At 64.3% G+C, this 22564-nt stretch carries 22 protein-coding genes and 2 tRNA genes; 4 read left to right on the forward strand and 20 right to left on the reverse strand.

Annotated elements, in window-relative coordinates; translation table 11 throughout:
- Positions 1 to 340: 340 nt before the first annotated feature.
- A complete protein-coding gene (gene mmsB, locus LB535_RS07440) occupies positions 341 to 1225 on the reverse strand; it encodes a 3-hydroxyisobutyrate dehydrogenase (protein WP_224600975.1) in 885 nt (294 codons plus the stop codon).
- 20 nt (positions 1226 to 1245) lie between these two features.
- Positions 1246 to 2412, reverse strand: coding sequence for an isobutyryl-CoA dehydrogenase (locus LB535_RS07445; RefSeq protein WP_224631737.1), 1167 nt, complete (start codon positions 2410 to 2412; stop codon positions 1246 to 1248).
- Positions 2413 to 2550: 138 nt separating this feature from the next.
- Between LB535_RS07445 and LB535_RS07450 the strand changes: the two genes are divergently transcribed.
- A complete protein-coding gene (locus LB535_RS07450) occupies positions 2551 to 3168 on the forward strand; it encodes a dimethylsulfonioproprionate lyase family protein (RefSeq protein WP_224631738.1) in 618 nt (205 codons plus the stop codon).
- Positions 3168 to 4640 carry a cobyric acid synthase gene (locus tag LB535_RS07455; RefSeq protein WP_224631739.1) on the forward strand — a complete coding sequence of 491 codons (1473 nt, stop codon included), beginning with the start codon at positions 3168 to 3170 and terminating at the stop codon, positions 4638 to 4640. Before LB535_RS07450 ends, LB535_RS07455 begins: the two co-directional genes overlap by 1 nt.
- 3 nt (positions 4641 to 4643) lie before the next feature.
- On the opposite strand, the gene LB535_RS07460 is transcribed toward LB535_RS07455, so the two are convergent.
- From LB535_RS07460 to LB535_RS07475, 4 genes are all read right to left on the reverse strand, one after another.
- Positions 4644 to 5063: a VOC family protein gene (locus LB535_RS07460; RefSeq protein ID WP_224631740.1), complete on the reverse strand. Its 420-nt coding sequence runs from the start codon at positions 5061 to 5063 to the stop codon at positions 4644 to 4646.
- 83 nt (positions 5064 to 5146) lie between these two features.
- Positions 5147 to 5980 carry a helix-turn-helix domain-containing protein gene (locus LB535_RS07465; RefSeq protein ID WP_224631741.1) on the reverse strand — a complete coding sequence of 278 codons (834 nt, stop codon included), beginning with the start codon at positions 5978 to 5980 and terminating at the stop codon, positions 5147 to 5149.
- An 84-nt stretch (positions 5981 to 6064) separates the two neighbouring features.
- A complete protein-coding gene (locus LB535_RS07470) occupies positions 6065 to 6235 on the reverse strand; it encodes a hypothetical protein (protein ID WP_224631742.1) in 171 nt (56 codons plus the stop codon).
- 53 nt (positions 6236 to 6288) lie between these two features.
- Positions 6289 to 7074 carry a TSUP family transporter gene (locus LB535_RS07475; protein ID WP_224631743.1) on the reverse strand — a complete coding sequence of 262 codons (786 nt, stop codon included), beginning with the start codon at positions 7072 to 7074 and terminating at the stop codon, positions 6289 to 6291.
- 110 nt (positions 7075 to 7184) lie between these two features.
- Between LB535_RS07475 and LB535_RS07480 the strand changes: the two genes are divergently transcribed.
- Positions 7185 to 7616 carry a TerB family tellurite resistance protein gene (locus tag LB535_RS07480; protein ID WP_140846168.1) on the forward strand — a complete coding sequence of 144 codons (432 nt, stop codon included), beginning with the start codon at positions 7185 to 7187 and terminating at the stop codon, positions 7614 to 7616.
- 87 nt (positions 7617 to 7703) lie between these two features.
- On the opposite strand, the gene LB535_RS07485 is transcribed toward LB535_RS07480, so the two are convergent.
- The 5 genes from LB535_RS07485 to LB535_RS07505 all read right to left on the reverse strand — a co-directional run bounded on the left by LB535_RS07485 (position 7704) and on the right by LB535_RS07505 (position 14143).
- The gene (locus LB535_RS07485; protein ID WP_224631744.1) at positions 7704 to 9326 is read right to left on the reverse strand and encodes an ABC transporter ATP-binding protein; all 1623 of its coding nucleotides are present in this window, start codon (positions 9324 to 9326) and stop codon (positions 7704 to 7706) included.
- A complete protein-coding gene (locus tag LB535_RS07490) occupies positions 9323 to 10192 on the reverse strand; it encodes an ABC transporter permease (protein WP_224631745.1) in 870 nt (289 codons plus the stop codon). Before LB535_RS07490 ends, LB535_RS07485 begins: the two co-directional genes overlap by 4 nt.
- Positions 10189 to 11238: an ABC transporter permease gene (locus LB535_RS07495; RefSeq protein ID WP_224631746.1), complete on the reverse strand. Its 1050-nt coding sequence runs from the start codon at positions 11236 to 11238 to the stop codon at positions 10189 to 10191. Before LB535_RS07495 ends, LB535_RS07490 begins: the two co-directional genes overlap by 4 nt.
- 28 nt (positions 11239 to 11266) lie before the next feature.
- Positions 11267 to 12748: an ABC transporter substrate-binding protein gene (locus LB535_RS07500; protein WP_224631747.1), complete on the reverse strand. Its 1482-nt coding sequence runs from the start codon at positions 12746 to 12748 to the stop codon at positions 11267 to 11269.
- A gap of 117 nt (positions 12749 to 12865) precedes the next feature.
- The gene (locus LB535_RS07505; RefSeq protein WP_224631748.1) at positions 12866 to 14143 is read right to left on the reverse strand and encodes an acetylornithine deacetylase/succinyl-diaminopimelate desuccinylase family protein; all 1278 of its coding nucleotides are present in this window, start codon (positions 14141 to 14143) and stop codon (positions 12866 to 12868) included.
- Positions 14144 to 14403: 260 nt separating this feature from the next.
- Between LB535_RS07505 and LB535_RS07510 the strand changes: the two genes are divergently transcribed.
- Entirely contained in the window at positions 14404 to 14835 is a 432-nt protein-coding gene (locus tag LB535_RS07510; RefSeq protein ID WP_224631749.1) for a L,D-transpeptidase, read from the forward strand.
- 22 nt (positions 14836 to 14857) lie between these two features.
- On the opposite strand, the gene LB535_RS07515 is transcribed toward LB535_RS07510, so the two are convergent.
- The 9 genes from LB535_RS07515 to LB535_RS07555 form a co-directional block, all read right to left on the reverse strand.
- Positions 14858 to 15850 carry a lipid A biosynthesis lauroyl acyltransferase gene (locus LB535_RS07515; protein WP_224631750.1) on the reverse strand — a complete coding sequence of 331 codons (993 nt, stop codon included), beginning with the start codon at positions 15848 to 15850 and terminating at the stop codon, positions 14858 to 14860.
- 6 nt (positions 15851 to 15856) lie between these two features.
- Complete coding sequence (locus tag LB535_RS07520) at positions 15857 to 16885, reverse strand: zinc-binding dehydrogenase (RefSeq protein WP_224522664.1); 1029 nt, start codon at positions 16883 to 16885, stop codon at positions 15857 to 15859.
- A 36-nt stretch (positions 16886 to 16921) separates the two neighbouring features.
- Positions 16922 to 18193 (reverse strand): beta-ketoacyl-ACP synthase, encoded by a 1272-nt coding sequence (locus LB535_RS07525; RefSeq protein WP_095764965.1) that lies wholly within the window; start codon positions 18191 to 18193, stop codon positions 16922 to 16924.
- 79 nt (positions 18194 to 18272) lie between these two features.
- On the reverse strand, positions 18273 to 19460 hold the full coding sequence (locus LB535_RS07530) for a beta-ketoacyl-ACP synthase (protein WP_224631751.1): 1188 nt from the start codon (positions 19458 to 19460) through the stop codon (positions 18273 to 18275).
- Between the two features lie 55 nt (positions 19461 to 19515).
- On the reverse strand, positions 19516 to 19797 hold the full coding sequence (locus LB535_RS07535) for an acyl carrier protein (RefSeq protein WP_027167184.1): 282 nt from the start codon (positions 19795 to 19797) through the stop codon (positions 19516 to 19518).
- 230 nt (positions 19798 to 20027) lie between these two features.
- On the reverse strand, positions 20028 to 21170 hold the full coding sequence (locus LB535_RS07540; protein ID WP_224631752.1) for a slipin family protein: 1143 nt from the start codon (positions 21168 to 21170) through the stop codon (positions 20028 to 20030).
- A gap of 360 nt (positions 21171 to 21530) precedes the next feature.
- Positions 21531 to 21596: transfer RNA gene (locus LB535_RS07545), tRNA-Thr, on the reverse strand.
- Position 21597: 1 nt separating this feature from the next.
- Positions 21598 to 21672: transfer RNA gene (locus LB535_RS07550), tRNA-OTHER, on the reverse strand.
- A 212-nt stretch (positions 21673 to 21884) separates the two neighbouring features.
- The gene (locus tag LB535_RS07555) at positions 21885 to 22433 is read right to left on the reverse strand and encodes a histidine phosphatase family protein (protein ID WP_224609313.1); all 549 of its coding nucleotides are present in this window, start codon (positions 22431 to 22433) and stop codon (positions 21885 to 21887) included.
- Positions 22434 to 22564: the final 131 nt, after the last annotated feature.

A 22564-nucleotide genomic window follows, 5' to 3' on the forward strand; every position in this document is an offset into this window, starting at 1 on the left:
ATTCCAGGCGGAAAACCGCTCACACTTTTCCTGGAATTGCTCTAAGCGCCCGGTCCATTCCTGAAAGGCTCGCAGAGGCGTCTCCGAAACGCAAAAACCGCGTCCCTGCGGGAACGCGGCTTTGCCAGATACACATGGCATTTCGCTACGAGAATACTTGCGAAATTTACGGGCTCCGGTACGCGAGACCTGATCCGGAGCGCCGGGCAGACGCGATGTCCGCCTCGCAGTCCGTTTTAAAGGCACATCGTTACCGGTGCGTTAGCAAGACCTTAAGCAAATCTAAATTTGCCGGCTTCGCACCGGCAAATCTTGGAAATAACTCTTCAAAAGCAGAGACTTATGCCGGATTTCCGCGCAGGAAATTAATAATGCCGGAAAAATCGGCGCCGGCGTGGCCTTGCGCATTGAACAAGGCATAGAGCTGCGTGGCTTCGGCGCCGAGCGGAGTCGCGGCGCCTGCGTTCTGCGCGGCTTCCTGCGACAATTTCAGGTCCTTCAGCATCAGCGCGGCGGCAAAGCCCGGCTTGTAGTCGCGGTTGGCCGGCGAGGCCGGAACAGGGCCGGGCACCGGGCAATAGGTGGTCAGCGACCAGCACTGGCCTGAGGAAGTGGAGGCGACGTCATACAGCGCCTGGTGCGACAGGCCGAGCTTTTCGGCCAGCACGAACGCTTCGGCGACGCCGATCATCGAGATGCCGAGAATCATGTTGTTGCAGATCTTGGCCGCCTGTCCGGCGCCGTCGCCGCCGCAATGAACGACGCGCCCGGCCATCGGCTTCAGGATCGGCTCGGCAGCGGCAAACGCCTGATCCGAGCCACCGGCCATGAATGTGAGTGTGCCGGCAGCGGCGCCGCCCGTGCCGCCGGAGACGGGTGCGTCGATCGACGGGTGACCATGCTTCGCGGCAATGGCATGCGCCTTGCGAGCCGATTCGACATCGATGGTCGAGGAATCGATGAACAGCGCACCTTCCTTTGCCTTGGGCGCGATGTCCTCATAAACCGACAACACATGCTTGCCGGCCGGCAGCATGGTGATGACGACGTCAGCGTCCTTCACCGCCGCGACGGCGTTCGCCATGACGGTGACGCCGTGTTCCTTGGCAGTGGCTAGGTTCTCGGGCACGAGGTCGAAGCCCAGCACCGTATGACCCGCCTTTACGAGGTTGGCGGCCATGGGATTGCCCATATTACCGAGGCCGATGAAGGCGATGGTTGCCATCGTTTTCTCCCGATTTTGCGTCAGCGCCCAATCAAAGAGCGCGCGATGATGACGCGCATGATCTCGTTGGTGCCTTCGAGGATCTGGTGGACGCGCAGGTCGCGGACCAGCTTCTCGATGCCGTAATCGTGCAGATAGCCGTAGCCGCCGTGCAATTGCAGCGCCTGGTTGGCGATGTCGAAGCCGATATCGGTGACGAAGCGCTTGGCCATCGCGGACCATTTGCCGGCATCCGGCGCCTTGCGGTCGAGCTTGGAAGCGGCGGCGTAGAGAAAGATGCGGGCCGCCTGCAGTTCCGTTTCCATGTCGGCCAACCTGAACTGCAGCGCCTGGAATTGGTTGATCTTGGAGCCGAAGGCCTTGCGCTCGGCGGTATAGGCTAGCGCCTTGTCGAGCGCCGACTGCGCGCCGCCAAGCGAACAGGCGGCGATGTTGAGCCGGCCGCCGTCGAGCCCGGCCATGGCGATGCCGAAGCCGGCGCCTTCCGCGGCGAGCAGGTTGTCGGCCGGCACCTTGCAATCCTCGAAGATGACCTGGCGGGTCGACTGCATGTGCCAGCCCATCTTGTGCTCGTTGGCGCCGAACGAAAGGCCGGCCGCATCCTTGGGCACGACGAAGGTCGAAATGCCTTTCGGGCCATCGCCACCGGTGCGCGCCATCACAACATAGAGGTCGCTGTCGCCGGCGCCGGAGATGAACTGCTTGGCGCCGTTCAAGACATAATCGCCGCCGCTTTTCACCGCACGCGTCTTCAGTGCAGCCGCATCCGAGCCTGAGCCGGGCTCGGTCAGGCAATAGCTCGCCAGCCACTCCATAGAGGTCAGTCTCGGCAGGAAGCGCCGGCGCTGCTCGTCTGAGCCGAAGCGGTCGATCATCGAGGCCGCCATGTTGTGGATGGAAATGAAGGATGAGAAGGCCGGATCGGCGTGGGCAAGCGCCTCGAAGATCAGCACGGCATCCAGCCGCCCCAGCGCCGAGCCGCCGACATCGTCGCGCACATAGATGCCGCCGAGGCCGAGCGGCCCGGTCTCGCGGATCACATCGGCGGGGAAGTGCTTTGCCTTGTCCCAGTCGAGTGCATTGGGCGCGACGCGGTCCGCCGCGAAGGCTCGGGCCATCTCCTGGATGGCGCGCTGTTCCTCGTTGAGTTCGAATTGGCCAGTGCCCGCATCGACTGCCGCGTCCATGGCGTGCTCCCTGTCGTTCAGGCCTTCTGGCCTGTCGTTTTTGGCTTTGCGCGCCGTTCAATCTAGACCAATGATGCCGCCGCGCAACCCGGGCCGTTGAGAACCGGCTGTGCATGGAATGACAAACGGAGCTCTTGCGTGCCGACACTTTTCGATGAGTTGCTGGAGCGATTCCGCGCCTATCTCGCCGGCGCCGACAACGATCTGGTGACGGATGAAGTCGCGCGCATCGGCTGGGACATGCCTGCGCGTTCTCTCGAGCCGCGTGCGCTTGGCTGCCTTAGCCATCTCGATCGCATCGCCGAGTTGGCTCCGGCCGACGCCGGGCCATTGACGCGATTTGTTGCCGACCATCGGGACGAGTTGCGCTGGGGGCAGACCTACAGCGCTGCCGATTTCGGGCAGAGTTTTGTCGACAATTACGGCTGGCTGGAAGTGTTCGGCACCCGCGGGTATTTCGTCAACGAAGCGGTCGCGGCTGGCCTGCTGATCCTCGGGCCAGACATCGTCTATCCCGACCATCATCACCTCGCCGAGGAGATCTATATCCCGCTGACCGGCGGCACGGAGTGGCGGATGGGCGAGGAGAACTTTCATACGCGCGACGCCGGCGAGGTCATTCACCACGCTTCCAATGTCAGCCATGCCATGCGCACGGGCAAGGAACCGCTGATGGCGCTCTATCTCTGGCGCGGCGGGCCGCTGGCGCAGAAGTCGACGATCGGCCCGATGGTCGACTTGAGGGGCAGGGGCTGATGGCGAAAGCGATCATGCTGCAGGGCACCGGCTCGGATGTCGGCAAGACCGTGCTGGTGGCGGGGCTTTGCCGCGTTGCGAAGAATCGCGGGCTGAAGGTGCGGCCGTTCAAGCCGCAGAACATGTCGAACAATGCCGCCGTTGCCGACATCCCGGGCGACAACGCCGGCGAAGGCGAGATCGGCCGCGGGCAATGGCTGCAGGCGCTGGCCTGCGGGGTGAGGCCGACCGTCCATATGAACCCGGTGCTGCTCAAGCCGCAGAGCGATATCGGCTCGCAAGTGGTGGTGCAGGGCAAGGTCTATGGCGAGGCGCGGGCGCGCGACTACCAGGCGATGAAAGCCGGACTGATGGACGCTGTGCTGGATTCCTGGGCGCAGGTTGGCGCGGGCGCGGACCTGGTCATCGTCGAGGGCGCGGGCTCGCCGGCCGAGATCAATCTCAGAAGCCGCGACATCGCCAATATGGGCTTTGCCACGCGCGCCAATGTGCCGGTGATCCTGGTCGGCGACATCGACCGCGGCGGCGTGATTGCGTCCGTGGCCGGCACGCACCTGATCCTGCAGGAGGAAGACCGGCGCATGATCGCCGGCTATCTCATCAACAAGTTCCGCGGCGATGTCTCGTTGTTCGACGACGGGATCAGCGCGATCGAAAAATTCACCGGCTGGCGCTGCTTCGGCGTCGTGCCGTGGCTGAAGGCGGCCGGGCGGCTGCCGTCCGAGGATTCCGTGGTGCTCGAACGCCTCGCTTCCGGCGAGAAGCGGGCGCTGAAGGTGGCGGTGCCGATGCTGGCGCGCATCGCCAATTTCGACGATCTCGATCCGCTGAAAGCCGAGCCGCAGGTCGAGGTGGTGTTCGTGCCGCCGGGCAAGAAGCTGCCGGAAGATGCCGGGCTGGTGGTTATCCCCGGCTCCAAATCGACGATCGGCGATCTCCTGAAATTTCGCGAGAACGGCTGGAATCGCGATCTCCTCGCCCATCGCAAGCGCGGCGGCCATGTCGTCGGCATCTGCGGCGGCTACCAGATGCTCGGCCGCATGGTGCGCGATCCCGATGGCCTCGAAGGGAGCGTGACAGAAGCCGAAGGCCTTGGCCTGCTCGACATCGAAACGGTGATGGAACCTGAGAAGACTGTACGCAATTCAAGCGCGCATTCGGTGCAGTTCGGCCTGCCGCTCGAAGGCTATGAGATCCATCTCGGCCGCACCACCGGCCCGGACACGGCGCGGCCCTCGACGATCCTCAACGGCGTCGAGGACGGCGCGGTCTCCGCGGACGGCAAGGTGATCGGCACCTATCTGCACGGACTGTTTTCCGCCGACGCTTTTCGCGCCGCATACCTGGAGAGCCTTGGCGTCAGGGGAGGCGGTATCGACTATCGCGCGGATGTCGAGAAGGCGCTGGACGAGGTCGCGGCCGAGCTGGAGAGGCATCTCGACTGCGACGCGATTTTTGCCATCGCGCGCTGAGGTTCACGCCTTCTCCTCCACCTTCGGCCAATAGGTGCCGAAGGACCAGACATTGCCTTCCGGGTCGAGGCAGATGAACTCGCGGCTGCCATAGTCGCGGTCGACCACTTCCTGGATGATTTTCGCGCCGGCCTTCTTGGCACGCGCATAGGCGGCGTCGGCGTCATCGACGGCGATGTAGATCGACTTGCCGCCGCCACCGCCGGGCGCGCCGACCATCTTGCCGTAATCGTCGTCGCGTGCCGTACCCAGCATGATCATCGAGGACCCGAAAGTGAGCTCGGCATGGTGGACGATGTCGCCCTCGCCATAGCGGGCGCGCGCCTCGAAGCCGAAGGCCTCGTATAGCCAGTCGATCATTTTGGCGGCGTTCCTGTAGCGCAGAGCCGGGTAGAGACGGGGTGCTTCGTTTGCTGTCGGCATGACAATCTCCCTGGTCGGTTGATGAATGCCAGTCTGCGCAAAGGCGGTCTCGGCGTCTTGAAGAAATGTTACCTGGGTCAGGCCTACATCGACGCCGCGAGACCGGTCGGCGTTTCGCCAGCCAACTGACGGAACTCGCGCACCAGATGCGCCTGGTCGGCGTAGCCGCAATCGGCGGCGATGCCGGCCCAGTCATCGTCCTGCCGCCTGGACAGCGAGAGCGCCCGGTTGAAGCGCACGATGCGCGACAATGTCTTCGGGCCGATGCCGATCGCGTCGGTGAATCTCGCCGCCAGATGCTTGCGGCTCCAGCCGATCTCGCCGGCGAGCGTCGAAATGCGGGTGCGGCCGCCTGACGCAATGACCGCCCTGTAGGCCCAGGCGATTTCCGGTGAAAGCGCATTCGCCTCGACAAGGCGGCTGGTAATGAATCCCTCGGCAATGTCGAAGCGCGCGTTCCAATCCGATGCCTCGCCGAGCCGTTCGCGCAATGCGATGCCGTCAAAGCCCAGCGCATCGTCCAACCCGACCATGCGATCGCGCAACTCGCTCATCGGCAGGCCGAAGAACTGCCTGGCGCCAAGCGGGGTGAAATTGACCTGAACGCAGCAGGCGCCGCCAAAAGATTCGATCATGACCGGCCCGGCATAGAGGCCGGCGGCGAAGCTGGCGTAGCGGTCATTGTCGCCCGGGCTGTGGCCGAGCCCAATGGCAAAGGCTTCGGCGAAGCTGATCACCAGCGGCACGGTCAGCGAAGCATATTCGACGATGCGGACATGGCCGAGGCGGGTCTCGCGATAGCCGCAGATATCCGTGACTATGCCCGCGAGCGAGGTGGCAGGCTTGCGCCGCACCATCTCGAAATGGAGGGCGGGAGAGCGGTTATCCTGGCGATGGCGCTCTGGCTCGTCGGACATGATCCGAGCCTAGCAGAACACCCCCTCGAAAATCAAAAGCGCCCGGCAGGGCCGGGCGCTCCGAGTTGCCTGAGAATGCTGTGCTCAGGTGCCGCGCATCAAACAGCCGGCGGCGAGCACGATGTAGGCGATAAGCATGATCCAAACGGACGCAAGCGGAATGAATGCGAGAACGCCAAGCGCGGCGAGAAGGCCGATGGCGGCAATAACCAACGAAATAATGAACACGATCTGGGTGGGCGCACTGAGATTCATGTCTGGTCCCTCCAACATGATTCGCAACACCAGAACTCTACCAGCAGGAGCCCTCACACACCAAACAGTTGGCGCAGCGGGTTGGCGGGGTCGGCCAATAGCTTGATCGCGAGCGCCATGCACACGACCACCAGCAGCGGCTTGATCAGCTTCGCGCCGATGCGGATGGCCAGGCTTGCGCCGACGCGGGCGCCGATGAACTGCGCCACGCCCATCATCAGGCCGATCTTCCAGTCGATGACGCCGACGGCGGCGAAGACGACGAAGCCGCCGATGTTGGAGGCGAAGTTGAGCAGCTTGGTGTGCGCCGTCGCCTTCAGCACGCCGTAGCCGGCGAGGGTGACGAAGGCGAGCATGTAGAAGGAGCCGGCGCCGGGACCGAAGAGCCCGTCATAGAAGCCGATCAGCGGCGGGACGCTCATTCCGAACAGGAAGGGCGACAGCCGCTCGGCGCGGTCGACGTCGCCCATGTTCGGCTTCAGCGCGAAATAGAGCGCGATGGCGATCAGCAGCAGCGGCAGCAGGGCACGCAGGAAATCGCCCGGCACGACGGTCGCCAAAAGCGCCCCGACCGCGCCGCCGGCAAGCGCCAGCGCGGCGGATGGCAGCTGGCGACGCAGGTCGACCTGACCCTTGGCGGCGTAGTGGATGGTAGCCGAGCCGGACCCGAACATGCCCTGCAATTTGTTCGTGCCAAGTGCTGCCACCGGCGAATAACCGGCGAGCAGCAGCGCCGGGATGGTGATCAGCCCGCCGCCGCCGGCGATCGAGTCGACAAAACCCGCCGCAAAAGCGGCGGCAGTGAGTATGAAGACGGACTGCAGGGTAAGGTCGATCATCGGGCAGGGAGTGAGGCGAGGGAGGGAGCCGCAGCTTCCATCATGCTCGCCCCGTTTGCGCAAGAGCGATTCCACGCTAACAATCAGATCAGACTCGCAAAGGGAGCTTGGTGGCGATGGCGCTGCTCGACCAGATACGTTCGATCTTCGACGGTGACCCGGGTGTGCGCAAGGTGGCGGACGACCCTGTGCTGTCGGCGGAATTGCTGATGCTGTTCCGCATGATCCTGGCCGACGGCTCGGTCTCGGAGAGCGAGATGGTCGTCTTCCGGCATATCTGCAAGGAAGCCTTCGGCATTCCGGAGGCCAGCATCGACAGTGTCATCGAATATCTCAACGATTATGGCTACGAGACCAACGGCTCGCAGGCGATCGCGCTGTTCCGCGACCTCGATGTCGAGCGCCGGAAGCTGCTTGCGCGCCACATGGCTGAGATCGCCAAGGCCGATTCCAAGCTGGCGGAGAGCGAGGTGAAGCTTCTGCGCCGCACGCTCGACCTGCTCGACATCAGCCCCGTCGATTTGGTGAAGCCGGAGCGCTGAAGCAATTCCAGGAAAAGGGTGGCGCGTTTAGGCTCGGCGACTTCGCCATAGCCTTCGTCGGGAATTGCCTCAAGCAAGGAAGTTGGCTCACCCCTGTTCCTGCATTTTGCGCGCGATAGCGCGGTGAAGGTCGGGTGCCGCCGCGACCAGCGCCTGCGCCGCCTCTGAGCGCGGATGGTCGAGCACCTCGGCCGCCCGGCCGCGTTCGACGATCTTGCCTTCATGCATGACCAGCACCTCGTCCGCCATGGCGCGGGCGACCGTCAGGTCATGGGTGATGAAGAGATAGGCGATGCCGAGCTTCTGGTTGAGCTCGGCGAAAAGGTCGAGGATCTGGGCGCGGATCGAGACGTCCAGCGCCGATACCGGCTCGTCGGCCACTACCAGCTTCGGACGGGTGATGATGGCGCGGGCGATCGACAGGCGCTGGCGCTGGCCGCCGGAGAATTCATGCGGGTATTTGTCCATGTCGCGCTGGCTAAGGCCGACTTCATGCAGCGCATGCGCGACCATCTCGCGGCGCTCGGCCTTTGCCGGCTGCTTTTCCAGAAGATGCAGCGGCTCGGCCATCAGCTTCTCGACCTTCTGGCGCGGGTCGAAGGAGCCGTAAGGATCCTGGAACACCACCTGCATGTCGCGCCGGGCCGGCTTTAGTGTCGACTCCGGCTTGCCGGTGATGGGCTCGCCGCGAAAGCGGATCGTGCCCGCCGTTGGCTTGTCCAAGGCGAGGATCATGCGGGCAAGCGTAGACTTGCCGCAGCCCGAGCGGCCGACGAGCGCCACCGATTGCGCGGGCTCGATGGTGAGCGAGACATCGTCGACGGCGCGGATCGGTTGTGCCGGCCGGAATAGCGATTTGCGCCGCCCCGGATAGTTCCGGCCGACGCCCTGGACTTCGAGCAAGGGTTTTGCCGATCCGGCAAGGTGCGGTTTCGGGCGCGCCGGCACGTGCGTGGAGGCCAGCGCCAGCTCGCGCGTGTAGGGATGCTGTTGCTCCGACAAGGTCCGGGCGGTGTCGCCGGCTTCCATCACTTCGCCGTTGCGCAGGATGATCAGGCGATCGGCCATCTCGGTCACCACGGCGAGGTCGTGCGAGATGAGCAGCAACCCCATGCGGTTCTCGCTGACCAGGTCGCGCAAAAGATCAAGAATCTGCGCCTGCAGCACCACGTCGAGCGCCGTCGTCGGCTCGTCGGCGATCAGCAGCTTCGGTTTCAGCGCGCAGGCGATCGCGATGACGACGCGCTGGCGCTGGCCGCCGGACAGTTCGTGCGGGTAGCGCGACAGCGGGAATTTGGCCTCGGGCAGGCCGACGCGGTCGAGGATTTTTCGCGCGCGCTCCTCGGCCTCGGCGCGGCTCGCTTTGGTGTGCCAGCGGATGCCTTCGGCGACCTGTTCGCCGATCGTCTTGACCGGGTTGAGCGCCGTCATCGGCTCCTGGAAGACCATGCCGATATCGTCGCCGCGCAAGGCGCACATCTGGTCCTCGCTCGCGCCGAGGATGTCGATGCCGTCGAAGGCGACGCGGCCCTCGGCGCGGGCCAGATGCGGCAGCAGCCGCATGATTGTCAGCGCCGTCATCGACTTGCCGGAGCCGGATTCGCCGACGAGGCCCACGACCTCGCCCGGTGCGATTGTCAGCTCGACGCCTTTCAGGATCGGCGTATCGCCGATCGAAAGCGACAGGTTTTTTATCTCGAGCAGGTTCATCTACGCCGCCGCGATTTCGGATCGAGGATGTCGGCAATGCCGTCGCCGAGCAGGTTCAGCCCAAGCACGGTGATCACGATCGCCATGCCGGGGAAGATCGCCATCCAGGGCGCGGTCACCATGCGCGTCTGCGCGTCGAACAGCATGCGGCCCCAGCTCGGCATCGGCGGCTGGGCGCCGAGGCCGACATAGGAAAGCCCGGCTTCGGCGAGGATGCCCAGCGCGAACTGGATCGTGCCCTGGACCAGCAGCAGCGTCGCGATGTTGGGCAGGATGTGCTCGACGGTGATCTGTGTCATGCCCTTGCCGGCGGCGCGCGCGGCAAGGATGAATTCGCGGGGCCAGATGGCCAGCGCGCCCGCGCGGGCGACACGCGCGAAGACAGGGATATTGAAGATGCCGATGGCGATGATGGCGTTGACGGCGCCCGGGCCGAAGATCGCGGTGATCATGATTGCCGAAAGCAGCGCCGGAAAGGCAAAGACTAGGTCGTTGAGGCGCATCAGCGCCTCGTCGATCAATCCGCCGCGCGCCGCGGCGACGGCGCCGAGCGGCACGCCGATGCCCATGCCGATGCCGACCGCGACCAGCGCCACGGCGATCGAGTTGCGGGCGCCGACCATGATCATCGACAGGATGTCGCGGCCGAAATGGTCGGTGCCGAACCAGTGCGCCCAGGAGGGCGCCTGCGTCTTGTCGGCGATCACCAGCCTGGTGACGTCGTAAGGCGTCCAGACAAAGGAGAGGAGCGCGACGGCCACAACCAGCAGCGTGATGATCAAGCCGATCAGGAAGGAGCGGTTGCCGAAGGCCTTGGCCAGCACGCCGGCAAGCGTTTCTTCGGGCAGGTCGACGCGCAGGGTCATTGCCGGCCTCTCGAGCGGTTCCGCGTTTCGCGGAACCGCTGAACCGCTCTCAGTATTTGTTTTGGCGCAATTCCGGACGGAAAACCGCTACGCACTTTTCCTGGAATTGCTCTTAGCCGCGGGTCGACGAGGGCGTAGGAGAAATCGACAATGAGGTTGATGACGATCACGGCGGCGACCAGCAGCATGACGATGCTCTCGACCACGATCAAGTCGCGCTGGGTGATCGCCTGGAAGATCAACCGGCCGAGGCCTGGCAAGTAGAAGACATTCTCGATGATGATGGTGCCGGCAAGCAGGAAGGCGAATTGCAGGCCGAGGATGGTGAGCACCGGGATCATGGCGTTGCGCAGCGCGTGGCGCCAGAGCACGGCGCGGTAGGGCAGGCCCTTGGCGCGCGCGGTGCGGATATAGTCCTCGTTGAGCACCTCGATCAGCGCGGAGCGGGCGACGCGCGCCAGGATCGCCGCCTGCGGCAGCGCAAGAGCGATGGCCGGCAGAATCAGGGATTTCAGCGCCGGCCAGATACCGGCCCCCCAGCCCGGAAAGCCGCCGGCCGGCACCAGCCGGAGCCAGACGGCAAACAGGTAGATCAGCATCAGCGCGAACCAGAAATTCGGCACCGCGACCCCGATCTGGGCCGCGCCCATGACGAGCGTGTCGCCCGCGCGGCCCTGACGGCTGGCCGAGAACACGCCGACCGGAATGGCGATGATGGTCGAGAGCGCCAGCGCGATCAGCGCCAGCGGCAGGGAGACGACGACGCGTTCGCGCACCAGGTCGATGACGGGCACCGAATAGGTGTAGGAGCGGCCGAAATCGAGGCTGAGCAAGCCTGCCGCCCAGTGGAGATAGCGCAGCACCAGCGGCGCGTTCAGCCCCATCTGGTTGCGCAGCACCTCGACCTGATCGGCGCTGGCATTGAGGCCCAGCATCAGGCGCGCCGGGTCGCCGGGCAGGACCTCCATGACCGCGAACACCACGATCGAGGCCAGCACCAGGGTGAGTGCGGCGATGATGATGCGTTTCAGGAGATAGGCGGTCATGGGAGGCGATCGGGCGATCGCGCCGGCCTCAATCCGTCCACTTCACCTTGGTCAGATCGTCAGCCTCGATCGGCCAGTTCGTCCACATGCCCTGCAGCTTGGCATCCCAGACGCCAATCTTGGGCAGCTCGAACAGGTAGACGGCGGGCACGTCGTGCGCGAGAATCTTCTGCGCCTCGCCCAGCAGCTCCAACCTCTTGTCCTTGTCGACCGTGGTGCCGAGCTCTTTGATGAGATCGTTGAACTTCGGATTGTCATACTGGAAATAGTAGCCGGGCCGCGAATAGATATCGATGTCGTTTGGCTCGACATGGGAAACAATCGTGAGGTCGTAGTCCTTATTGGTGAAGACCTGGCTCAGCCACTCGGCCCATTCGACCGGAATGATCTGCAGATTGACCCCGATCTCCTTCAGTTGGGACTGAATCACCTGGCCGCCGTCGCGTGCGTAGGGGACGGGCGGCAGCTTGATCGTGGCCGAAAAGCCGTTCTCCAGCCCCGCTTCCTTCAGATATTCCTTGGCCTTAGCGATGTCGTGCGGATAGACGCCAGTGAGATCGACATAGCCCGCGTCGCCTGGCGAAAAATGAGAGCCGATCGGCTTTCCAAGACCGTTCGAGGCCGCGGCGATGATGGCGCTGCGATCGATCGCGGAGGCTAGCGCCTGCCGCACCGCAAGCTTGTCGAAGGGCGGCTTCTTGTTGTTGATCGACAGGATCGTCTCGCCCTCGGTCGAGCCGATCACGACGCTGAAGCGCGGATCGGACTGGAGTTGCTCGAGCGCGTCTTGTGCGGGCATGTTGGCGAAAGCCTGGATGTCGCCCGAGAGCAATGCGGGGACAGCCGCGGCCGCGTCCGGCACGATACGGAATGTCGCCTTGTCGAGCGCAGCGGGCGTACCCCAGTAGTCCGGATTCTTGACCAGCGTGATCTCGGAACCCTTGGCCCAATGATCCAACTTGAACGGACCGGTACCGATCGGCTTGTCCTTGTTGCCGTCGGCCGACCCCTTCGCCACGATCACCGCCGCAACCTGGCCCATGTCATAGAGGAAATCGCCCTGCTGACCGTCGAGCGTGACCTTCACCGTCGCCGGATCGACCGCCGTGACATCGGTGATATGCGCAAAGAGCGGCTTTTGCGGGTTAAGCGAATCCTTGGCGCGCGCCCGGTCCAGCGAGAATTTCACGTCGTCGGCGCTGAAGGCCGAGCCATCGTGGAACTTCACGCCCGAATGCAGCTTGAACGTGTAGACCTTGCCGTCGTCGGAGACAGCCCAGCTCTCGGCGAGACCGGGCTGAACCTGGCCGTTGTCGCCAATGCGCGTCAGCCCTTCAAAGACATTGGCATAGGTGACTTCGCCGATGGCCGCGGCCGCGCCGGCGGTCGGATCGAGATGCGGCGGCTCGAGCACGATGCCGAGCGTGAGGTCGGTGCGTGCGGCAAAGCCCGACGTGGCGGCGGCAAGCGACAGCACAGCCGCGGCCAGGATGGTCTTCCACAATTTCATCGCTGAACTCCCATTTGCTCAAAATGCGCTCAAGCTGGCGGATAGAAGCGTGATTTGGCCTGCGAGTAAATTGCGTTTCGTGCTGCCGGGCGGCGCCAGGCGGAATGTTTTTGCGGATCAGCCGGTTGTACCGCGCAAGAGCACATTGAGGCCGATAGCCATCACCTTGGCCGATTCCAACATGTCGGCGATGCCGACCCATTCGTCCGGCCGGTGGGCGAGGTCGAGAATGCCCGGGCCATAAGCGATGCAGTCATAGAGGTGGCCGATGCGCGCGACATGCTTCTGGTCGTAGGTGCCGGGCGAGATCACATAATCCGGTTCGCGGTCGAAGACCTCCATGATGCCCTTCGCGACGGCCTTCACCACCGGCGCGTCGCGCTCCGTCATCAGCGGCAGCACCTCCATCAGATCGCGGATCTCGTAGTCGAATTTCTCGCGCTCGCGTTTCAGCCGTTCGAGGATGCCGGTGACTTCGCCTTTGACGGCGGCGATGTCTTCTTCGAGCAGAAAACGCCGGTCGATGGTGAGCCGGCACCAATCGGGCACGTTGGGCGAGGGAAGCCCCGGCCGGAAATCCTCGGTCTGGCCGCCATGAATGGAATTGATGTTCATGGTCGAGCGCCTGGCGCCTTCCGGAACCACCGGCATGCGCGTCATCTTGCGGTCGAGCGCCGGGAACAATTCCTCCTCGAAGGCCCGCAGGACGGCGCCCATGTGGCGTACTGCATTGTCGCCGAGGAACGGCATCGAGCCATGCGCGATCTCGCCCTTGGTCTCGATCTCGGCCCACCAGACGCCCCGATGGCCAAGGCAGATGCGATCCTTGTTCAGCGGCTCGGGGATGATGACGTGGTCGACTTTCGGCTTCGAGAAATAGCCGAGCCTCGCCAGATGGGCGACGCCGCCGAAACCGCCCGATTCCTCGTCCGCTGTGCCTGATATCTCGATGGCGCCGGGGAAATCGGGATAGACTTCCACGAAGGCTTCGACGGCGATGACGGAGGCAGCCAGGCCCCCCTTCATGTCGCAGGCACCGCGCCCATAGACCTTGCCGTCCTTCACCACGCCGGCGAAGGGATTGACGGTCCAGCCGTCGCCGGCCTCGACCACGTCGATGTGCGAGTTGAAATGCACGCAGGGGCCGGGCGAGCTGCCCTCGAAACGGGCAATGACGTTGACGCGCGGGTAGCGGTCGCTGTCGCCTGGCGCGCCTTCGGCACGAATAAACTCGGTCTCGAAGCCGAGTTTCTTCAGGCGCGCGCCGAGAAACTCGGCGCATGGCCGGTAGGCTTCGCCCGGCGGGTTTACGGTCGGAAAGCGGATCAGGTCGGCGGTCAGCGCAACGAGGTCGTCGGCCCGATCCTCGACCGCCTTGAGAAGTCGTTCATTCATCCGGCGGATTGAAGAAGGAACGCAGCACTTTTGCAAGCGACCAGTCGCTCATTGCCACACAACGACCGAAGCATGGACCAACGCCTCGCCTAAACTTCAGAGGGTGCGTGGTGCGGCAGCAACTATACCGCGAAAATCGTTCAAATCCACCGCATTGCATTGGCGGATTCGTCAAGGAGTGTGTGGTACTTAACGCATCTGCCGGCAAAAAGATGGAAGAACCGTGCGAATGGCAGGGGCAATCAAAGGGGTTTGATCGCATGAAAAAGTTCGTTCTTACGGCAACCGTGCTGGCAACCGCGTTGTTCGGCATGTCCATCGCAAGCCGGGCGGCCGCGCTGGTGGCCAATATCGACGTCTCGTCACAGACTATGACCGTCAGCAAATACGGCCAGGTGGTCTATCGCTGGAGCGTGTCGACCGCGCGCAAGGGCTATTTCACGCCGCGCGGCAGCTACCGGCCGCAATGGACCGCCCGGATGTGGTATTCGCGCAAGTATGACAACTCGCCGATGCCCTATTCGGTGTTCTTCCATGGCGGATACGCCATTCACGGCACCGGGTCGGTAAGAAATCTCGGGCGCCCGGCCTCGCATGGCTGCGTGCGCCTGCATCCGTCCAACGCCGCGACCTTCTATTCGATGGTCAAGGAAGTCGGTTACGGCAACACGCGGATCGTCGTCACCAACTGAGCCTGGTCGGCGGGCCGACCGGTTACAGGCCGACTGTCGCCTTCGACTGTCCGCGCTTGCGGCGACGGCCGCTGATTTCCCAGCGCTTGTGGAACCACATCCACTGGCCGGGGTCCTCACGCACCCAGCGCTCGACCACATCGGTGAGCAGCTGGGTGGTGGCGCTGACATCGACGCTACCGCCTTCGGTGCGCGGCAAGGTCAGCCTGTCCTCGATTTCCAGGCGGAAGCGGTTGCCCGGCAGCCTGACGCAGCGGGCGGGATAGACATCGCAGTCATAGTGGCGGGCCAGCATGCCGAGCATCGGGTTGCTCTGGCATGGGCGGCCGAAGAAGGTCGTGTCTACGCCGCCCGAGAATTTCTGATCGACAAGCACGCCGATATTGCCGCCCTTTTCGAGGATGGCGGCAAGGGCGAAGGACGCGCCGGCGGCGGAGGGCAGCAGGGCGCCCATCGAGGAGCGGCGCGTCGAGTGGATGTAATCGGCGAGATAGGGGTTGTTTGGCGGGCGAAACAGCGCCGTGATGTTCATGCCGAAGGTGGCCGCGGCCACCGGCAGCAGCTCGAAATTGCCGAGATGGCCGGTGAACAGGATATGCGGCTTCGTCTCGCCGGCGATCTCGTGGAAATGCTCGACGCCGCCTACCTCGACCCGGCCCGGCTTCGAAGCGTTCGGATCGAAGTCGAACAGCGCGTCGAGGAAGATGTATTCGGCGGCAAGGCGGGCCATGTTGCCCCACATGTCGCGCGCGATGGCTTCGATCTCGGCGTCGCTCTTTTGCGGATAGGCAAGGCGCAGATTGTTGACCGCAACGCGGTGGCGCCCGACCATCGGGCCGATGCGGCGGGCGACGCGGTCGGCGAAGTTGAGCGCGCTGTCCGGCGGCAGAAGCCGCAGCAGCGAGAGCAACACGATGGCGAGCTTGGCGACCAGCCAATGCTCCAGCTGGCGCAGCCGCCGGCCGTAGCGGAACATGAAGTCCCGGCGGGCTTTCCTGAACACCTTGCCGACCATCCTGTCTTAGGAAACGCGCAGGATGATCTTGCCGAAGACGTCGCGGCCTTCCATGCGCTTCAGCGCGGCGTCGATGTCGTCGAAGCCGACTTCGGTATCGATGACCGGCGCAACGAGGCCGGCCGCCATCTTCTGCATGGCGTTGGCCATGTTCTCCATGCGGCAGCCGAAGGAGCCGAGCAGCTTCAGCTGCTGCTGGAAGAGCTGCATCAGGTTGACCTGCGTCGACACGCCCGAGGTCGAGCCGCAGGTGACGAGACGGCCGCCGCGCTTCAAGCACAGCATGGAACCGGCGAAGGTGTCGGCGCCGACATGCTCGAACACCACATCGACACCCTTCTTCCTGGTCAGCTTGCGCACGACGCCTTCGAAACGGTCCTCGCGGTAGTTGATGACATGGTCGGCACCAAGCGCCTTGGCCTTGTCGATCTTGTTGTTCGAGCCGACCGTGGTGATGACAGTGCAGCCCATCTTCTTTGCGAGCTGGATGGCAGCGGAGCCGATCCCGGAGCCGCCGGCATGGACGAGGATGGTTTCGCCTGGTTCCAGCCTGGCGTTGTCGAACAGCATGTGCTCGACCGTGCCGAAGGTGACAGGCGCGACCGCCGCGCCGATCTCGGTGACGCCGGGAGGCGCGGGCACCAGAAGACGCGCCGGCAGGTTGATCTTTTCCTGGGCAAAGCCGTCGAGATGGAAGCCATGGACGCCGGAAACATGCTCGCAGAGATTGTCGCGGCCTTCGCGGCAGGCGCGGCAAAGCCCGCAGGTGCGCGCGCCGTAGATCGACACCAATTGTCCCGGCAGCAGGTTGGAGACGCCGGGGCCGACCGCCTCGACCTCGCCGGCGGCCTCGGCGCCGACGACCAGCGGCAGCTTGCGCTTGGCAAACGCCATGCCGCGCCAACCCCAGACGTCGATATGGTTGAGCGCCACCGCCTTGATGCGGAGCGTCACTTCGCCCAGCGAAGGCGGCGGGGGAGGCGGCAGGTCCACCGTTTCAAGGCGGCGGTCCTCGATAAGTTGCAATGCGCGCATGTGGCCTGTCGGGTCTGTAAGAGCGGAAAAGTCCGCTTAGACCGGTTCCCGCGCCATGACAAGGCAGGTGTTCTGGCCGCCGAAGCCGAAGGAATTCGACAAAACCGTGCCCACTTCGGCGTTGCGCTTCTTGTTCGGCACGACGTCGAGCACGATGGCCGGATCGGGATTGTCGTAATTGATCGTCGGCGGGATGACGCTTTCGCGCATGGTCATCAGCGAGAAGGCGGCCTCCACCGCGCCGGCGGCCGACAGGGTGTGGCCGATCATCGACTTGTTCGACGAGATCGGCATCGAGCCGATGCGCTCGCCGAAGACGGTGGACAGCGACAGGTGCTCCATCTTGTCGTTCTCGGGCGTCGAGGTGCCGTGAGCATTGACGTAGTCGATCTCGTCTTCGCCAAGGCCCGCATCGGCAAGAGCGGCGCGCACCGCCGCGATCGCCGGCGAGCCGTCGGGCTTGGAGCGGGTGCGGTGAAAATCGTCGGCCTTTTCGCCGCAGCCGCGCATGATGCCGAGGATCGTCGCGCCGCGCGCAAGGGCGCCTTCTAGCGATTCCAGCACCAGCGCGCCGGAGCCTTCAGCCAGCACGAAGCCGTCGCGATCCTTGGAGAAGGGCTTTGAGGCCTTTTCGGGGATATCATTGTGGGTGGAAAGGGCCGAGAGCAGCGAGAAGCGGATCAGCGCTTCGGCGGTGGCCGAGCCGTCGGCGCCGATCGACAGCGCCTTGTCGCACTCGCCGCGCCGGATCGCCTCGACCCCAAGCTGGATGGCGGTGGCGCCCGAGGCGCAGGCGGTCGACAGGGTGATCGGCAGGCCACGCGTGCCGAAGCGGTCGGCCAGGCGATCGGCGATCGAGCCGAACTGCGTGGTCTCGAAGACATCCAGCTCCTTCAGCCCGCGCGCCACGCGCAGCAACCTTTCGGCACCGGCGTCCTGCTTGTCGGAATTATAGAGCGAGAAGCGGTCGATCCAGTCGAGCTCGACCGGCGGCGAGGCCAGGAACAGCGGGCCGCCGAAATCGCCGGATTCCAGACCAGCTTCCGAGACGGCCTCCTGGGCCGCCGTCTCGGCCAGTTCGTAGGTGAGGTGGCTGGCGCCCTTCGAGCTCGACGGCAGGAAGTCGACCATGCCGGAAATGCGGGTGTTGAGGTGGTCAACCGGAAAGCGGGTGATCGGATGGATGCCGGATCTGCCCGAGGTCAGCGCCGCCCAATTGTCGGCCTTGCCGACGCCGAGCGAGGTCACAACGCCGATGCCGGTAACGGCGACGATAGGCCTGCCCATGTGGTCGCGAAGATTGGCCATGCTTTGTCTTGCCTCGTTATCGAGCAATTCCAGGAAAGGTATGTAGCGGTTTTCCGCCCGGGAATTGCGAAAAACCGATCTAAGCGGCTTTAACCAGCCCCAGGCCTTCGAATTGGTGATAGCCGATCGCGGTTGCAAGAACGGAATTGGGGGTGCCTTCGAATGAGCGCTCCACCGTGGCATCGAAGGCAGGATAACCGGCCCCGCGATCGACGGCCATTGCCGCGAGCGCAACCGCAAAGGGGAATTGAGCCTCCTTCATATGGCCGGTCAGCGTCGAGAAGGCGCGCACAGCCAAAGCCGGGTTGGCATCGAGAACGGCCTTTTCGGCCGCCGTGGCGGCGTGGGCGCCGGAGGCGGCGGAAACCGTCAGCAGATCGCCGTCGGGAAGGGCAGCCTGCTTCAGCAGCGCAGCAATCTCAGAATTCAACTCGCCTTGCCGGCGCCTGGCGCGGCCGGAGACGACATGGCCAAGCTCGGCGTAGATCTTGCGGCCGCGGTTTTTTGCGTGCTCGCGCTGCTCGAGCACCAGGAAGGCGCCGCCGGAGCCCGTGACCACGCCGCCGCCTTCCGAGCCCTGGCGCTGCCAGACCGGTTTCCACGGGCCGCGATGCAGGTAGCCGGCAAGCTCGTAGCCGAGCAGCATGTCGGAATGCTCGGTCTGGAAGGCGCCGCCGACCAGAACATGGGTCGACTGTCCCGAGCGGATGCGCGCGGCCGCCGTCTCGACGGCCGAGACGCCGGCGCCTTCCTCGCCCATGAAGGTGCGCGACGAACCGGTGACCTTGTGGACGATCGAGATGTTGCCGGCGAGCAGGTTGGAGAGCTGGGCGAGGAACAAAGTCGGCCGCAGTTCCGTGGTCAGCTTCTCGTTGAGCAGCACGTCGCGGTCATTGCGGCTTTCGGAGGCCGCAAGGATCGCGGCATCGACGGCTTCGTCGCGTTCGCCGCCGCCGGCCGCCACCACCATGTCCATGGTGGCGCAAAGCTCGTCACTGCCCTTGATGCCGGCATCGTCGAGCGCCAGGCCGGCGGTATAGGTGCCGAGACGCTGCCAGGTTTCCATCTGACGCTGGTCGCCGCGCTTGGCGATCTGCAGGTTCCAGTCGATCTCGGGCAGGGGATGGATGGTGTAGGGCGCGAAGCGCTCTGCCTCGAGCACCGGCTCAAGGCCCGGTCGGGTGAGCTTCTGCCAATGCGCATCAGGGCCCTCTCCAAGCGAAGAGACAAGGCCGATGCCGGTGATGACGACGTCGTGAGAACTCATGGGCGGCTGTTGTGGGTCAGCTGGCGGGGCGCGTCAAGACCGCGCCCGAGCCGGCTCAGGCGGCCTTGGCCGCGACCAGCGCGTCGATCTTGGCGCACAGGTTCTTCATGACGAAGTAGTCGTCGGTCGAGGCCTTGCCGTCATTGACCTCCTGCGTCCACTTCTCGAGCGGCACCTTGATGCCGAATTCCTTGTCAATGGCAAAGACGATGTCGAGGAAATCGAGGCTGTCGATGCCGAGATCGTCGATCGTGTGGCTCTCGGGCGTGATGGTGTCGATATCGATCTCGCTGGTGTCGGCAATGATTTTGGCGACTTTCTCGAACGTGGTGGACAAGGGCTCTTCCTTCGGTTGCGGGCGGAATCTGTCCGCATCTTGTTTGGGCGCTGTCTAATCGGTTTTTCCCGGCAGGAAAAGGCCTGACGCGCCGGGGCAGATGGGATGTGGGCTTTGGGAGCGCAAGAGGGGCCGCCGGCCTGCCCGGCGGCCCCTCCCATTTGACGCGGCGTCAGCTTTTGTTTCGCATGCCGTCTTCCCAAAGCCGGAACCACTTTGGGCGACATGCATCAGTCGCGGAGCTTGACCAGGTCGTTGAGCAACCCGCCCGTTCCGTTGTGGACGGTGAGCCGCTCGACCTTGCCGGCGATGGCCTCGAGAGCCTCGAGCTCCTTCAGTCGCAGCATCACCGGGTTCTCGGCCATCACCTTGGCCGTGTTGAGCAGCGAACGGGTGGCGTTCGTCTCCTCGCGGCGGCGGATGACGTTGGCCTCGGCCTGCTTCTCGGCCGAAACCACCTGGTTGAGGATCTCGCGCATGTCGCCCGGCAGGATCACATCCTTGAGAGCGATATCGCTGACCTCGACGCCGATCACGGCCATGTCGTCGCGCACCTTGGCAGCCGCGTCCTCGTCGACCGTGACCTTCTTGTCGAGGATCTGGTCGAGCGTGAGCGCGCCAAGCGTCTTGCGGAAGGCATACTGCAGGGCGCGGTAGAGGGCTTCGGAGAAGTCCTTCACCGTGCTCACCGCCGTCACCGGATCGACGACCCGGTATTCGGCGGCGATGTTGACGCGGATCGTCACGCGGTCCTTGGTCAGCATTTCCTGCCCGGCAACATCGAGCGACTGGCGCTTGACGTCGACAACCTTCACCTGGACCATGCGCCCGACATTCCAGAAGGCGTGCACACCCGCGGCAAGCGTGCGGGTGTAGACGCCATCCACGAACAGCAACCCGACCTGGCCGTCCACGACCGGATAGAGGAACACATGTTCCGTCTTCCGGGCCTGGCCGATCCGGCGCATCAAGGCCGGATCGACGGCGAGATCGGCCGCCGTGTCGACGGACGTGACCTTCCACGGGCCGGCATCCGTCCACAGCACGAGCTTGCGATCCGGGTTGAGCACGGCATGCAAGGCGCCGTCGCGCTCGACGACGGCGACGTCGGTACGCCCGGTGCGGATGACGGTGAGGTGACGCGCGGCCACATCCGGGAGCTTGTCGAACAACGCCTTCTCGTAAGCCGAAACGAATTCCGGGTTCTTCAGGTCGTGCCTGGAGATTTCCAGGTTGCCGCGCCGGTTGGCGAGCCAATGCTCGCCCGGCATCAGGATCGCCTGGATCTCACCCTTGTAGAGGGTGACGGCACGTTCACTTTCCTTCACCAGGACGCGCTGGCGTCCAAGAGCCTTTTCGAGAATGGTCTTCATTGTCTTACTCCTGTCGGGCATGGCCCCATGTGAGGCGTCACGTCATGCGTCGATCATCCTTTCGTTTCTCGTTTCACGTCGTCGTACTGTCCTGGGCACGAATGATCCGGGGACCGGTGGCATCGGCGCGTGGCGGGCCCGTGGGAGCGGATCGCGGGGCGGCGAAGCGGGCGCCGGAAGCCGAAGCTTCCTTTGCCGGCCGCGCCGCGCCTTGATCGTCACCGCGAACCTGGCCGCGAGCCGATGGCGCAGAATGTCACCGCCCGGCGAGGCCGAAGCCTTGCCGTCCGTGAAATCCTCGCATTCCGGTCCCCGGACCGTTTGGATAACACCACCTGATGGTGTCGGCTTATCAGGCCGTTGGAGAAGGAATCGAACCTTCGACAGTCAGATGACAAATCTGATGCTCTACCAACTGAGCTATCCGTGGTGCTGATGAAGGGACTCGAACCCTCGACCTCCGGACCTAAATCCGGCGCTCTAACCTCTGAGCTACATCGGCGATCCCAACACCCGAAACGGCGCCGCACACAGCGCGGCAGAGCCGGCTGCGCGGGCGGAGACGAAAGCTCCAACCGTTGTGCTCGCTTCGGTTTTCGTGACCGGGAGCGCGCCTATAGACCCTGCGACGGGTTGTCGCAAGCGGCATTGTCGCGGCGGATTTGCGGCTTCTTGCGGGAGTTGCATTTCGGCAACACCGGCGGGCGCGGCGTCTTAGAACGTGACCCGTCCCAGCACCTTGAGACCATCACCGTCCGGCGCCACCACCACGGCCTCGCCCTCGCGCGGCGCTACGCCGGTGAGCGCCTCGATGTTCTCCACATGCGTGACCAGCACCAGATTATCGGAGCCGGAATAGCCACGGATCTCCTTCATGATCGCGGCCATTTGCGCGGCCTTCTCGGCCGGGTCGGTTTTCAGCAGGTCGAGGGGCGCGAAGGGCTGCGGCTCGGATTCGAAAGCGATGCGGGCAGTATCGAGGCAGCGGCAGTAGCGGCTGGAGAGTACGTGATCGATCGGCGCCGAGCGCGCCGCGAACAGCGCGCCGATGCGGCTTGCCTGCTGCTTGCCGCGCTCCGACAGGTTGAGCTGCGTGGCGCAATTGCCGATGTCGAAATTGGCCGGGTCGGCAGCTCCGGTGACGAAGGCATGGCGAAGCAGAACGACATGGCCGCCGTCGCGCAGCAACGCCCAGCCCGCGTCGGTCGCGTGAGCCAGGGTGGGAACGGCAAGCAGGAAGAGCGCCAGGGCAAGTCGCAGCATCGGAAGTCCTATGGCAGCCCGCAAAGGCAAGGTGGTGATTGGCATATAGGGACCGCAAAGCAGGCCGAAAGACAAGCAGCGGGGCAGCAGAGCAAATGGAGCGCCGTTCCGTTCGGTGCGATTGCACCGCA

Origin of the sequence: Mesorhizobium sp. CA10 (genome assembly GCF_020165285.1) — a bacterium.
GTDB lineage: Bacteria > Pseudomonadota > Alphaproteobacteria > Rhizobiales > Rhizobiaceae > Mesorhizobium.